The sequence below is a fragment of the Terriglobus aquaticus genome (assembly GCF_025685415.1).
In the GTDB taxonomy this organism is placed as follows: domain Bacteria; phylum Acidobacteriota; class Terriglobia; order Terriglobales; family Acidobacteriaceae; genus Terriglobus; species Terriglobus aquaticus.
In genome coordinates this window covers 52836-66917 of sequence record NZ_JAGSYB010000001.1, presented here as the reverse complement: position 1 = coordinate 66917, position 14082 = coordinate 52836, and the positions used below count along the sequence as shown (strand labels likewise).

The following is a 14082-nucleotide window of genomic DNA, read 5'->3' as shown; positions in this document are numbered from 1 at the left end:
CGGGCCGTCTCGTTCTCGGCAGGCCAAATGCCGGACATGGCACCTGACTGCTACACTCGGCAGCCATGCGCCCGTCTGCTCATTTCGCTGCCATCGCCGCGCTTACCTGCGCTTCGTTCGTCCCCTCGTCAATGCAAGCGCAAAGCCGCCTCGTGGTCGTCAGCCAGAAGGACCACACGGCTCACATCTTCGATCCCGCGACGAATCAGCAGATCGCCTCCGTCGTGGAAGACGGCGTCACCGGTCATGAGGCCGTCATCAGCCCCGACGGTAAGACTCTCTACGTTCCCATCTACGGCGACTCCGGCGTGGGCAAGCCCGGCACGAACGGCGATCACATCGACGTGATTGATCTCGCCTCCGCCAAACAGACCGGCCGTATCGATTTCACCCACGGCGTCCGCCCGCACATGATCGTGTGGAACACCCACACCAACCAACTGCTCGTCACGACCGAACTCGACAAGACCGTTTCAATCATCGATCCGCACACGCTCAAGATCGTCGGCACCATCCCCACCGGTCAGGAGCAGTCGCACACCTTTGCCCTCTCGCCCGACGGCAAACGCGGCTACACCGCCAACGTTGGCCCTGGCACCGTGTCCGTGCTCGACATCCGGAACCGCAAGCTGCTCGCCACCATTCCGATCTCGACCGATACGCAGCGCATCTCCGTCTCGCGCGACGGCCGCTACGCCTTCACCAGCGACCAGACCAAACCCGAACTCGTCGTCATCGACACCGCTGCCATGAAAGTGGCGAGACGCATCCCCATCGCCGCACCCGGCTACGGCACCGCCGCCACCTTCGACGGCAAGTACTTGCTCGTCGCCATGCGCACCGTAGACAAGATGGCCGTCATCGACCTCAGCACCATGCAGGTCGCCCGCACCATCGACGTTCCCAAAGAGGTCTACGAGATCGTCCTCGACCCACGCGGCGGCCGCGCCTGGGCATCCTCCGCCGCCTCGGGCCAGATCGTCGCCATCAATCTGAACACCTTCGCCGTCAGCGCCCACATGCCCGCCGGCGACTACCCCGACGGTCTCGCCTTCTACGCACCCGGCAAGACCCCACAGGTCAGCCACTAACTGCTGTCCTAACGAGAAAGGCCCTCCGCGAAGGAGGGCCTTTCTCTTGCTGCTTAGCTACTGTTAGTACCGGTACTGGTCCGTCTTGTACGGCCCCTCGACCGGCACGCCAATGTAGTCCGCCTGCCGCTGCGACAGCGTCGTCAGCTTCACACCGATCTTCTCCAGGTGCAGCCGCGCCACTTCCTCGTCCAGCTTCTTCGGCAGCACGTACACACCAACCTTGTACGTATCGCGGTTCTTCCACAAATCGATCTGCGCCAGTGTCTGATTGCTGAAGCTGTTCGACATCACGAAGCTCGGGTGCCCGGTCGCGCACCCCAGGTTCACCAGACGCCCCTCGGCCAGCACAAAGATCTGCTTGCCGCTCGGGAACGTGTACTGATGCACCTGCGGCTTGATCTCCAGCTTCTCCACGCCCGGTGCCGAGTTCAGACGCTCCATCTGGATCTCGTTATCGAAGTGGCCGATGTTGCAGACGATTGCCTGGTCCTTCATCTGCTCCATGTGCTCCAGCGTGATGATGTCCACGTTGCCCGTGCAGGTCACGTAGATATCGCCGCGCCCCATCGTCTCTTCGATGGTCGTCACCTCGTAGCCCTGCATCGCCGCCTGCAATGCATTGATCGGGTCCACTTCCGTCACGATCACGCGCGCACCCAGGCCGCGCAGGCTGGCCGCCGAGCCCTTGCCCACATCGCCGTAGCCACAGATCACCGCAACCTTGCCGCCCATCATCACGTCGGTCGCGCGCTTGATGCCGTCGGCCAGCGATTCCTTGCAGCCGTACAGGTTGTCGAACTTCGACTTCGTCACCGAGTCGTTCACGTTGATGGCGGGCACCAGCAGCTTGCCCTGCTCCATCATCTTGTAGAGCCGGTGAACGCCCGTGGTCGTCTCTTCCGAAACGCCGCGCCAATCCTTGGCCACACGATGCCAGCGCTGCGGATCTTCTGCCAGCACCTTCTTGAGCAGCGCCTGGATCACGGCCTCTTCCTCACTGCCGGCCTTGCCGTCCACAAACGAGCGGTCGCCATCCTCCAGGTCCACGCCCTTGTGGATCAGCAGGGTCACGTCGCCGCCGTCGTCCACCACCATCTGCGGTCCCAGACCGCCGGGGAAGTTCAGCGCCTGGTCCGTGCACCACCAGTACTCCTCCAGCGTCTCGCCCTTCCAGGCAAACACCGGCGTACCGGTCGCAGCGATCGCCGCTGCCGCATGGTCCTGCGTGCTGAAGATGTTGCAGCTCGCCCAGCGAACGTCCGCGCCCAGCTCCTTCAGGGTCTCGATCAGCACCGCGGTCTGAATCGTCATGTGCAGCGAACCGGTAATGCGCACGCCTTGCAACGGCTTTTCCGCCGCATACTTCGCACGAATGCTCATCAGGCCCGGCATTTCCTGCTCGGCGATCCGGATCTCTTTGCGGCCCCAGTCGGCCAGGCTCATGTCTGCCACTTTGTATGGCAGGGCAGTTTCAGACTTCGTCTCTTCCGGTGCAAGCACAGCGGTAGCCATTCAGGTACTCCCTTTTTGCTTTCTTCTCGGCCTAACGAAAGCCGTGATAACCCTTATCAAGGTATCAGGATGCGCCGCTCGGCTGACGCATCCGTAGCCGCAGATTCACGCTTTCTTCGCTTCGGCATAAGCGGCATTTCGACCCGTTGATGCGACGAACGATAGCCCGACGGAAGAGACGTTTTGACCCGTTTATGCGACAAACGATAGCATCGCCGCATCACAGCAGATTGTCTGCGGGCGTTCACAGCACCACGTAAGCCAGCAGCACACAAGGGCGCCAACGAACTGGAACGGCATGGGTTTCGGGGAAGGTCTCAGGTCGGCACGCGAGGAGCGCGGCATCGCGCTCGACGACATATCCGTCGGCACTCGCGTTTCTCTGCGCAACCTCAGCGCCCTCGAAAATGAGCGCTTCCGCGAGCTTCCCGGCGGCATCTTCAACCGGGGCATCGTCCGCTCCTACGCTCGCTACGTCGGCCTCGACGAAGACGCCACGATCACCGCGTTCCTCGATGCTCTCCGTCGCCACGGCGTTGACCCCGAGCACGAGAACGAAAACTGGGCTGAGTTCGCGGAGAACGTAAAACGCAGCCGCAGCGAGCGCTTCGAAGGCCGCCGCGCCCGCTGGGCCGGCGTCATCGCCATGGTGTTCGTGCTGGTGCTGCTCGCTCTGGGCGTGACCGCGCTTCTGGCCCGCCGTGGCATCGTCCACCTGCCTCCCCGGCTCGCATCACGCCTCCATCTCGTCCCACGGCACCCGGCCTCCAGCAGCGGCGCCCCCGCAGCCTCCCAGCCCGACCCCGACCAGCCGGACACGCATCAGCAATAGTCTGCAAAGCCGGATCTCCTTCGGCTTGCTCGTTGACGCGGGCAGTTCACATCTCTACCCTGTGTGGTATCGCGCGAAATTTCGCACCGCAACGCAGCAGTTGCATCCGCCGGCAATTCCCGGCGGAGCGGCATGCCGCTTGCTCCCCGCGTCATCTTTAGGAGACCCACCGTGACCCCGAAGCACCCTGCCCGCCTTCTCGGCTTGCTCGCTACTGCCGCCGTCCTCTCCGCGCCCGCCATCGCTCAGAACACCAATGGCAGCATCTCCGGAACAGTCAAAGACGCCAGCGGAGCCGTTGTTCCGGGCGCGGTGATCACCATCACCAATGAAGACACCGGCGTCTCCCGCACCTTCAAGAGCTCCGGCAGCGGCGTCTATACCGCAACCACCCTCGCTTTCGGTAACTACACCGTCAAGATCGAGGCGCCCGGCTTCACCACGCAGGTGGTCAACCACCTCACTCTGCATGCCTACGACGCCCTGACCGTCAATGGCGACCTGAAGGCCGGCTCCTCCAATCAGGAAGTCTCTGTCACCGCCGACCAGCTCCAGCTCAACAGCGAGAACGCCACCGTCTCCGGCCTCCTGAACGGCACCCAGGTCAAAGAGCTAATCCTCAACAACCGCAATTACGAGCAGTTGCTCGCCCTGCAGCCCGGCGTGGTCTACGGCGGCACCACCGACCAGCTCTACATCGGCTCCTCGCTGCCCGGCGGCACCACGGCCACCGTCGCGTTCTCCGTCAGCGGCAATCGCTCGTCCACGAACAACTGGACCATCGACGGCACCACCAACGTCGACCGCGGCTCCAACCTGACGCTGCTCAGCTACCCGTCCATCGACGCCATCCAGGAAATCAAGACCCTGCGCAACACGTATACCGCCGAGTACGGCGGCAGCGTCGGCGGCCAGGTCAACGTCGTCATCCGCTCCGGCACCAACAGCCTGCACGGCACCGTCTACGAGTTCTTCCGCAACGACGTCCTGAACGCCAACAACTACTTCAACAAGCTCACGGCAACCCCCACGGCGCGCCCGCTGCTGCGCTACAACGATTTTGGCGGCACGGTTGGCGGTCCCATCTGGAAGGACCACACCTTCTTCTTCTTCTCGGGTGAGTATCGCCGCGTGATCAACTACGCTTCGATCTCACAGAATGGCGTCCCCACCGCGCTCGAGCGCCAGGGCATCTTCAACGTCAACGTCTGCACCCGCGAAACCTTCACCGCCACCACGGCGACCTGTGCCACCACGGGCAACAGGGTTACGGCGATCGATCCCACCGCCGCTGCATACGTTCGCGACATCTTCGCTCCCGACGGCAGCCGCGTCCTCTTGCCCAATGCGCCCGCGCTCGGTCCCAACTACGTTGTTTCCAATCAGCGCGCCGTCTACAACGAGAACCAGGAAGTCGCTCGCATCGATCACAACTTCGGGCAGCGTCTTGTTCTCTCCGGTCGCATGATCTACGACGAAATCCCGACGCTGGAACCTGGCGGCGCCTTTACCAACGCGTCCAGCCTGCCGGGTGTAAACAGCACGGTCAACCAGAGCAGCACGAACTCGCCCGGCCATAACTATCTCGGTCGCGCTACCTACACGGTCAGCCCCACCCTTGTCGTCGAGGGCGGCTACGACTACAGCTACGGCGCCATCCTCTCCACACCCAACGGCTACCTCTCGAACGCGGTCTCAACCGATATCAAGCCGATCCTGCCGTTTGCCTCAACCCTTGGCATTGTGCCGATCGTGACCATGACCGGCGCCACGTCGCTCACCAGCTCGGGCATCTACAACGTCCGCTCGGTTGACCACAACGTGTTCGCCCAGGCTACCAAGACCATCGGCCGTCACACTCTCATTTTCGGTGCCACGTATCACAACTACCTGAAGACAGAGAACGCCACCGGCTCCAACGCCGGCAGCTTCGCCTTCACCAATACGAACGCTCCCGCCGGCACCACGGCGCAATCCTTCCAGCAGTCGTTTGCGAACTTCCTCTCAGGCTACGCGGCTTCATACACGCAGGCGTCCACGGCCATTACGCCCAAGCTGAAGTCCAATCTCACCGAAGCCTTCCTTCAGGACAACTGGAAAGTCAGTTCGCGCTTCACCGCCAACTTCGGCGTTCGCTACAGCTACTTCGGCAACCCCGTCGATCAGAACAATCTGCTCGACAACTTCAGCCCGGCCAACTACAACGCCGCTCTGGCGCCCACCATCGACACCAACGGCAACATCTGCCTCAAGGCACCCTGCGTTGGCGGTGCCGCTCCGAACGCCAACTACGACCCGCTCAACGGCATCATCCTCGGCGATTCCTACAACACGAACGGTTACGCCACGGCTCGCAATCACCAGTCGCCCTACGGCGCTACCGTCAGCCCCAACAAGTGGGCCAACGTCGCTCCGCGCCTTGGCTTCGCATATGACCTGGGCGGCGACGGCAAGACCGTCCTGCGCGGCGGCTATGGTATCGCCTTCGACTCCACGCTCTTCGGCACTTATGAGCAGAGCACTTTCCAGAACCCGCCTTACGTGCAGACTGTCACGTACAACAACGTGCAATTCAACAACCCCACCGGCGGCAACGTAGCGACCACCTTCGCACCAAATGCGCTTCGTGCCACCGATCCCAACTTCCGTACGCCATACACCCAGCAGTTCTCGCTCGGCTTCCAGCGCGAAATCCTGCCGGATCTCGTCCTGACCACGGACTACGTCGGAAATCACGGCGTTCATCTGCAGGGTGTGGTGGACATCAACGAAGTCGCACCCGGCGCATACACGCAGGCGCCGCTGAACCTCTCTCCTCTGAATGCTGCCGGAACTGGTCAACGGTTCACCTCCTCCAGCTCGGAGTTGGTGCTGAACCGCATCCGTCCATACCTCGGCTACAACGCGATCAACGTGGTTCAGACGGTCTTCGGTTCCAACTACAACTCGCTCCAGGTGCAGGTGCAAAAGCGCTTCAAGGGCGCCAACCTGGTCGATGTGAACTACACCTACTCCAAGGCGCTCACTGACAACCAGACCGACCGCTCCACCTCCATTCAGGACCGCACCAACCCTCGGGCGGAGTACGGCCCGTCTCAGTACGACCGTCGTCACGTCTTCACGGCGGACTTCGTCTACGAACTGCCCTTCTTCCGGGAACAGCACGGCTTCCTCGGTCACGTCGCGGGCGGCTGGCAGTTCTCCGGCATCGTCGCGGTAAACAGCGGGCTTCCTTTCACCGCGAGCACCAGCAATCTCGATCCTGGGGGCCTCGGCTTCCTCGGTGCCAGCGCCTCCGGTGGACGTCCTGACCAGGTCGGGAATCCCAACAAGAACGCCCCGCACACCCGCCTACAGTGGTTCAACACGGCTGCGTTCGCACCCGTCCCGCTCGGCCAGGCTCGTCCGGGCAATGCTCGTCGCGGATCGATCCTGGGACCAGGCTTCCAGCGCTGGGATCTCGGCTTCATGCGCAACTTCAAGCTGACCGAAAAGCACCGCACCGACCTGCAATTCCGCGCGGAAAGCTTCAACACCTTCAATCACACCAACTGGGCCACCATCGCCACCTCGGCCTTTGTGAGCCAGACTGGCTTTGGTACGAGCTACGGCCAAGTCACCGCCACCCGCGACCCGCGCATCCTGCAGCTCGCGCTCAAGCTCAACTACTAACCACACCCAAACGACGCACGGGGAGCGCTTCGGCGCTCCCCGTCGCGTTCCCGCCCCTTCCTGTAAACTTCAAGGGATACTTTCCCGCACATCCGCGTCCCCGCGCCCGTGCCGTGAAATCACCCGGAGGAGTAGAAGTTTGCCTACACGCGACCGTTTCCTGTTCACCTCAGAGTCCGTAACCGAAGGTCATCCCGACAAGATCGCCGACCAGATCTCCGACGCCATCCTTGACGCCTGCCTCAAGGAAGATCCCTACAGCCGCGTCGCCTGCGAGACCCTCACCTGCACCGGCCTTGTCGTCATCGCTGGCGAAATCACGACCAAGGCCTACGTCGACTTCCAGTCGCTCGTCCGCTCCACCGTCGCAGAGATCGGCTACACCCATTCCGAATACGGCTTTGACTCGAACACCTGCGCGGTCATCTCCTCCATCAATAAGCAGTCGCCTGACATCGCACAGGGCGTGGACAAGGACGGCGCCGGCGACCAGGGCATGATGTTTGGTTACGCCACCAACGAGACGCCAGAGCTGATGCCCCTGCCCATCTCGCTGGCCCACCGCCTCGCGGAGAAGCTCTCCCAGGTCCGCAAGAACGGCACCATGCCCTACCTCCGTCCGGACGGTAAGAGCCAGGTGACCGTCGAGTACGCCGAAGTCGGCAAGCCCGCCCGCGTCGACGCCGTGGTCATCTCCTCGCAGCACGAGGAAGACGTGACCAACGAGCAGATCCACAAGGACGTCATCGAGCACGTCATCAAGGCCGTGATCCCCGCCGAGCTGCTGGATGAGAACACCAAGTTCCACATCAACCCGACCGGCCGCTTCGTCATCGGCGGACCCATGGGCGACTCCGGCCTCACCGGCCGCAAGATCATCGTGGACACCTACGGCGGCATGGGCCGTCACGGCGGCGGTGCCTTCTCCGGCAAGGACTCCACCAAGGTCGATCGCTCGGCTGCCTACATGGCCCGCTACATCGCCAAGAACATCGTCGCCGCCGGCCTCGCCGAGCGCTGCGAGGTGCAGCTCGCCTACGCCATCGGTGAGCCCCAGCCCGTCAGCGTCCTCGTCGACACCTTCGGCACCGGCACCATCAGCGAGACCGAGCTGACTGAGCTCGTCCGCGCCAACTTCAAGCTCAACCCCTCGGGCATCATCGAGACCCTTGGCCTGCGCCGCCCCATCTTCAAGCAGACCGCGGCCTACGGCCACTTCGGCCGCCAAGGCTCGGCCGACAGCTTCACCTGGGAAAAGACCGACAAGGCCGAAGCCCTGAAGTCCGGCGCAGCGAAGTACGAAACCGTCGCCGCCCGCTAACCACAAACCTCGGATTCGAGCCGAGGCGACGCACACAGAAAAAGCGGAGCTCTCCTTACGAGAGCTCCGCTTTCTTATGTGCACTGACCGGCAGAGCTAGCTCGCAAAGCGTCGGCGTGCCGCCCCGGCCATGCCTGCAAGTGCGGTCCCAAGGAGCACGAACGTGTTCGGTTCGGGTGTGACCCCTGAACCAGCTGTCAGAGTTGAGGTGTCGAGTGCCTCCTCCAGGGAGAAGTAGGTGCTTCCCCCGCCCGCTGCCAGCGGCGTAAGGAAGTTTGCCGTGCCGCCCGTGAAGCTTGCGTTGATGTTCGTAAAGTAGGTGTTCGGGCCACCGTATCCGCTGTCGTCCATAGTGTTGCCGGGGGCACCATAGCCGTCGATACCGTCGCCATCGAATCCGAAGATGTCCGTCGAGGAACTAAGGTTGATTGAGCTCAGAGCACTGCTCGAGTTATTCACGATCCCGATGAGCGTGTCATCGGAGCCGTCGTAGGTGCCGCCCGCCAGGGTATAGCTTGGACCTGGTGTAACGGTCGTACCGCTGTCCGTGACCGTGATGATGAGGTCGCAACCGGCAGTTGCATAGCCCAACGACGGGCAGACGGATGCTGCACGCATTGAGCTCGAAACGAAGAGCCCGGTCAACAACGCAAGGACCATGGAAAGAGTTCTCATGTGTTTCTCCACAAGCTGGATTTTTTGCTGATTTTTCTGGTAGCGACTGGAGATGCCGATTCAGCGCACTTCCCTGTCGCGACACAGTGTTGATCAACTTTTGAAAACGTCAACATGAAAATTCGTCGGCTCTTGCCGGAATTCGATGACTGTGCTTATAGCCGACAGCCATCCAGCCTGAAAACAGTTGGCATCATGCCTGGGCGGTTGTATTACTAGGAATTTTCTGGTCGGCGGACGGAACACCTCCTCGTCCTTTAGCCGCTGGACGAGCTCCCAGGTTCTGCTCAATGCAAAAGCCCCGCAGCTGAAAACGGGGCAGAGCCGCACTCCAAGCCAGGCCCCTACGTCAGGAAACAACGTAACCTTCCCTCTGCCCATCCAATACAGACGGTCCGAAAACATGCTCATCCAGAACGAGTTCGACATTCAGTTCCACCTGCCCTGCGAAACGGCCATGATCGCCCTGCTGCACCTGCATCCCTCGTTGCAGGAAAGCTTGCGCTCTTCGGACGATCTGAACATTGAGCACGTGGACAGCAGCACCACCCGCACCATCACGCCCACCAGCTACACCGATTGCTTCGGCAACCGGTGCGCCCGCTTCACCGCGCCGGCAGGTGCCCTGCGCCTCAGCGGCCGCAGCCTGGTTGAAGCCTCCGATGTGCAGGACTGGCAGGCCTTCGACGCGGTCCAGCACCCAATCGCCGACCTCCCGCACGAGGTGCTTCAGTTCCTGCTCTCGAGCCGCTACTGCGAGGTGGACCGCTTCAACGGCATCGCCTCAGACCTCTTCGGCCACCTTCCCCGTGGTTGGCAGCTCGCCGCCGGCATTCGCGACTGGGTCCACGGTAAAGTCCGCTTCGACTACATGAAGGCCCGCTCCACCAAGACCGCCATGGACGTCTACACCGAGCGCGAAGGCGTCTGCCGTGACTTTCAGCACCTCGCCGTCACGCTCACCCGCGCGATGAATATTCCCGCCCGCTACGTCACCGGCTATCTCGGCGACATCCGCGTGCCCTACGGCGGCGCCGGCGATTTCTCCGCCTGGTACCAGGTCTACCTGGGCGGGCAGTGGTGGAACATGGACGCCCGTCACAACGAGCCTCGCTTCGGCCGCCTGCTTATGGCCGCCGGTCGCGACGCAGCAGACGTCGCCATCACCACCTCCTTTGGCGTCGCCAACCTCACTCACTTCTCCGTTGAGTCCAACGAGGTCACCGCCGCCGGAGACCGCGTTCCGCTGCCCTCCGCCCCCGCCGTCCAGCCCGTTTCCGCCTAACTTCCGGCGCAGGGTCCAAACCGGCTGCCTGCTACACTCATGGCAGCCGGAACAGCCTTGGTCATCCCGTTTCCCAAAGAGATTCCGTACCAGGGCACCATGCTGGTCGGCGCGCTGCTGGTCGCCGCTCTCATCGCGGAAGGCAATTCGCCTGTGCTTTGCCTGACTGTGCTCGGCTGGATGCTGGTCACCAACTTCGGCTTCAATATCGTCGGTGGCTTCCGAAACCCGGCGGGCGCCTACATCCTGTTCGTCACCCTGTTCACAGGCCTGCTTGGCGTCTTCGTCAAGGCGCTCACCAACGAGCCGCTGGTCGCCAACGTTCCAAACGCCGACCAGACCCTGCTCGTTTACATGCTGGGGACCTGCGCCACCACGTTTGCCGCTCTGCTCAGCCTGCGCTTCCGCCCCAAAAAGCCCTTCCTCGCCGGCAGGCTCACCCAGGGCAACACCAACAACGTCGTCATCGGCTGTCTCGTCGTCGGCATCGGACTGCCGTACGCGTTGTACCTGCTCGCCCCGGGCCTCGCCAGCATCGCTCGCCAGCTCAACATCACACTTCCGCTGGCCATCCTCATCGGCGTGTTTCAACGCGTCAAGGCCACGGGCGGCCGTTCCAGCTTCTCCTGGCCAGTGCTCATCGCCTGGGCCTTTTCCACCTGGGTCGGCCTGCTCTCCTACTCCAAGGAGGCCATGTTCGCGCCCTCGCTGGCCTGGGTCGTCGCCTCCGCCGCCGCGCGCCTCCGCCTTAGCATTCTCCAGGTCATCACGCTCGTCCCGCTTGGCGCCTTTGCCGTCCTGATCCTGGTCCCCTACTCGCAGTACGGCCGAAACTTCCGTGACGAGACCGCCGCCAATCCCCAGGTCGCCTACAATCTGCTCCGCCATCCGCTTGCCCTGCGCGACAAGGTCAATCGCGACGCCGCGGAACGCATCGACTTGTACCACTGGTACAACCAGCCGCGCGGCATCTTTGACCGGCTCACGCTTGTCCCCATCGACAGCGCCCTCATCGCTCTCACCGACCTCCAGGGCCCCATCGGTCTGCAGAACACCTTCAACTACTTCGAAAACATCATTCCGCACTTCATCCTTCCGGATAAGCCGGAGATCCGCGCCGGCAACGACTACGCCCACGAGATCGGCATGCTTGCGCCCTCCGATCACACCACCGGCATCTCTTTCTCGCCCTTCGGCGACGCCTATCATCAGGCCGGCTGGTTAGGCATTCTCCTCGTCATGCCTGCCATTCAGTTCCTCATGTTTGTCGCCATGAACTACGTTCTCGGCAGCACCGAAGAGGCGCCCTGGGCACTCTTCTTCGTCATGGCCTTCGCCCACATCGCGGCCGAAGGCATGCTCTCCTTCCCGGTCTACATCATCTCGTTCGGCATGGAGGCCGTCGTGGCCACAGCCTTTGCCATGATCTATCTGACGCCCATGATCGGCTCGCTCCTGCTCGGTCCCGGCCGCAACGCCATACCCGAACGGTCCTTCGCACAGCCGGCGCGCACCCGCTTTGCTGCAGAGGCACGGGGCTAGCCTGGCGCTTCACCCTGGTGCGGCCCTCCACGGCAATCCTGGCGTGAACCGCGGCCGCCCGGTCCCGCCAACCGGTAGAATCAAAGCCGCATGAATAAGCTGGTTGTCGGCAATCTGACCCACCGCCCCCTGCGCTCGGTCATCTCCATCCTCGCCGTGGCGGTTGAGGTCATCATGATCCTCTCCATTGCCGCCATCCTCATCGGCAAGGTCAACGGATACCACCAGCACACCAGCGGCATCGGCATGGATATGGTCGTGCGGCCCAACAGCGTCAACAGCATGGTTGCCCTGTCCAGCGCCGGCGCCGACCTCCGGGTCGCTCCCATCCTCGACAGCATCCCCAACGTCGACGTCGTCGCCCCCGTCAACATCCAGCTCACTAGCTCGCTCGACTCCATCTATGGCATCGATTTCCCCAGCTTCAATGCCCTCACCCCCTTCAAGTTCCTTGAAGGGGGACCTTTTACTCAGCCGACCAGCATCATCCTGGACGACTACGTCGGTAAGGGCAAGCACCCCGGCGATCCGTACCAGGTCTTCGGGCACACCTTCATCATCTCGGGCATCGTGGAGCACGGCCGCGGCGGCCGCAAGTACGTTCCTCTGACTACCATGGGCCAGTACACCGGCACTGAGGGCAAGTGCACCGTCTTCTACCTGAAGACGACCGATGCCCCCAAGCACCAGAACCAGGTTCGCGACGCCATCCACGCCACCGAGGGCATGCAAAGCTACAACGTCCAGACGCTCGACGAGTACCTGTCGCAGATCACGCCAGACAAGCTGCCGGCGCTCAAGCCCAGCATGTACACCGTCACCGGCATCGCGGTCGTGGTCGGCTTCCTAGTCATCTTCCAGTCCATGTACACCGCCATCATGGAGCGCACGCGCGAGATCGGCATTCTCAAATCCCTCGGCGCCTCCCGCGGCTACATCGTGCAGGCCGTCCTCGCGGAAACCCTGCTCCTGTCTGCGCTCGGCATCGTCGTCGGCGTGGCGTTCAGCGTGGTGCTCAACCTCATCCTGAACAAGACCATGCCCACCCTCGACTACCAGCTAAGCTGGCCCTGGGTCATCCGCGGCATCCTGCTCGCCTTCGCCGGAGCTCTGCTCGGCGCCCTCTACCCTGCCTTCAAAGCCGCCAGCAAAGACCCCATCGACGCCCTGGCGTACGAATAGCCCGTTCGGCGTCACCATAGAAGCGTCTCGGCCCATCGAGAAGGTCGGAAACTCGGAAGATTGCGGTGTCACCTGAGCGCAGCGAAGGATCTGCTTTCTTCCGCGCGCCCGACTTCCTCAGTTGCTCGCTCCAGCGCTGTCGCCCTACTGCCTATTCCCTGATCCCTACTCGCTGACTCGCTGACTCGCTGACTCGCTGACTCGCTGACCCGCTGACTCGCTGACTCGCTGACTCGCTAAAATCAGACCCATGCTCATCCCCTCCATCGACCTCATGGGCGGCCGCATCGTCCAGCTCGTCCAGGGCGAAACCCTCAAACTCGCCTTCGACGACTTCGATTACTGGATCGAGCGTTTCAGCAAGTACCCCCTGGTCCAGCTCATCGACCTCGACGCCGCCAAGCGCCAGGGATCCAACGAGCCACTGATTCAGCAATTCACCAGCAAACTGAACTGCCAGGTCGGTGGCGGCCTTCGCACCGCGGAAGACGGCCAGCGCATGCTTGACCTCGGCGCCAAGCGCGTCATCTATGGCTCCACGCTCTTCGGCGGCGACACTGAAGCCGACCGCAAGCGCCACCCGGTCCTCAATCTCGCCTTCGCTGAATCGCTCCGCAAGGCGCTCGGCGAGGACCAGCTCGTCTTCAGCGTCGACACAAAGAACGGCCGCGTCGCCGTAAAAGGCTGGCAGGACTCCGTCGATCTCACCCCCGAAGAAGCCGTCACTTGGCTCGAAAACGACTGTGGCGCGTTCCTCTACACCCACGTCGACACCGAAGGCACCCTCTCTGGCTTCCCCATTGACGTCGCCGCGATCCTCCGCGCTTGCACCGCAAAACAGCTCATCGTCGCCGGAGGCATCCGCTCCCAGGTCGAAGTCGACGAACTCGACCAAATGGGTGTCGACGCCGTAGCCGGAATGGCCGTCTACTCCGGCCTCATGCCCGCCTGAGCAAAGGCAGCGTGA

The 14082-nt window shown here is 62.6% G+C and carries 10 protein-coding genes; 8 read left to right on the top strand and 2 right to left on the bottom strand.

The window, feature by feature from the left end:
• Positions 1–65 precede the first annotated feature (65 nt).
• Positions 66–1091, top strand: a complete 1026-nt coding sequence (locus OHL12_RS00350) for a cytochrome D1 domain-containing protein (protein WP_263411857.1) — start codon at positions 66–68, stop codon at positions 1089–1091.
• A gap of 63 nt (positions 1092–1154) precedes the next feature.
• Here the strand turns inward: OHL12_RS00350 and ahcY are convergent, their stop codons facing one another.
• Entirely contained in the window at positions 1155–2606 is a 1452-nt protein-coding gene (ahcY, locus tag OHL12_RS00345; protein WP_263411856.1) for an adenosylhomocysteinase, read from the bottom strand.
• 298 nt (positions 2607–2904) lie between these two features.
• On the opposite strand from ahcY, the gene OHL12_RS00340 reads away from it, so the two are divergent.
• The 3 genes from OHL12_RS00340 (at position 2905) to metK (ending at position 8431) form a co-directional block, all read left to right on the top strand.
• Positions 2905–3438, top strand: a complete 534-nt coding sequence (locus tag OHL12_RS00340) for a helix-turn-helix domain-containing protein (RefSeq protein WP_263411855.1) — start codon at positions 2905–2907, stop codon at positions 3436–3438.
• Between the two features lie 171 nt (positions 3439–3609).
• Positions 3610–7110 carry a TonB-dependent receptor gene (locus tag OHL12_RS00335; protein ID WP_263411854.1) on the top strand — a complete coding sequence of 1167 codons (3501 nt, stop codon included), beginning with the start codon at positions 3610–3612 and terminating at the stop codon, positions 7108–7110.
• A 139-nt stretch (positions 7111–7249) separates the two neighbouring features.
• Positions 7250–8431 carry a methionine adenosyltransferase gene (gene metK / locus OHL12_RS00330; RefSeq protein WP_263411853.1) on the top strand — a complete coding sequence of 394 codons (1182 nt, stop codon included), beginning with the start codon at positions 7250–7252 and terminating at the stop codon, positions 8429–8431.
• 96 nt (positions 8432–8527) lie between these two features.
• Here the strand turns inward: metK and OHL12_RS00325 are convergent, their stop codons facing one another.
• A complete protein-coding gene (locus tag OHL12_RS00325) occupies positions 8528–9106 on the bottom strand; it encodes a PEP-CTERM sorting domain-containing protein (RefSeq protein ID WP_263411852.1) in 579 nt (192 codons plus the stop codon).
• Positions 9107–9509: 403 nt separating this feature from the next.
• On the opposite strand from OHL12_RS00325, the gene OHL12_RS00320 reads away from it, so the two are divergent.
• The 4 genes from OHL12_RS00320 (at position 9510) to OHL12_RS00305 (ending at position 14067) form a co-directional block, all read left to right on the top strand.
• On the top strand, positions 9510–10391 hold the full coding sequence (locus OHL12_RS00320) for a transglutaminase-like domain-containing protein (protein WP_263411851.1): 882 nt from the start codon (positions 9510–9512) through the stop codon (positions 10389–10391).
• Positions 10392–10430: 39 nt separating this feature from the next.
• Positions 10431–11933 carry a hypothetical protein gene (locus tag OHL12_RS00315; RefSeq protein ID WP_263411850.1) on the top strand — a complete coding sequence of 501 codons (1503 nt, stop codon included), beginning with the start codon at positions 10431–10433 and terminating at the stop codon, positions 11931–11933.
• Positions 11934–12023: 90 nt separating this feature from the next.
• Positions 12024–13115, top strand: coding sequence for an ABC transporter permease (locus tag OHL12_RS00310; RefSeq protein ID WP_263411849.1), 1092 nt, complete (start codon positions 12024–12026; stop codon positions 13113–13115).
• Positions 13116–13365: 250 nt separating this feature from the next.
• Positions 13366–14067: a 1-(5-phosphoribosyl)-5-[(5-phosphoribosylamino)methylideneamino]imidazole-4-carboxamide isomerase gene (locus OHL12_RS00305; protein ID WP_263411848.1), complete on the top strand. Its 702-nt coding sequence runs from the start codon at positions 13366–13368 to the stop codon at positions 14065–14067.
• The last annotated feature ends 15 nt before the right edge of the window (positions 14068–14082 follow it).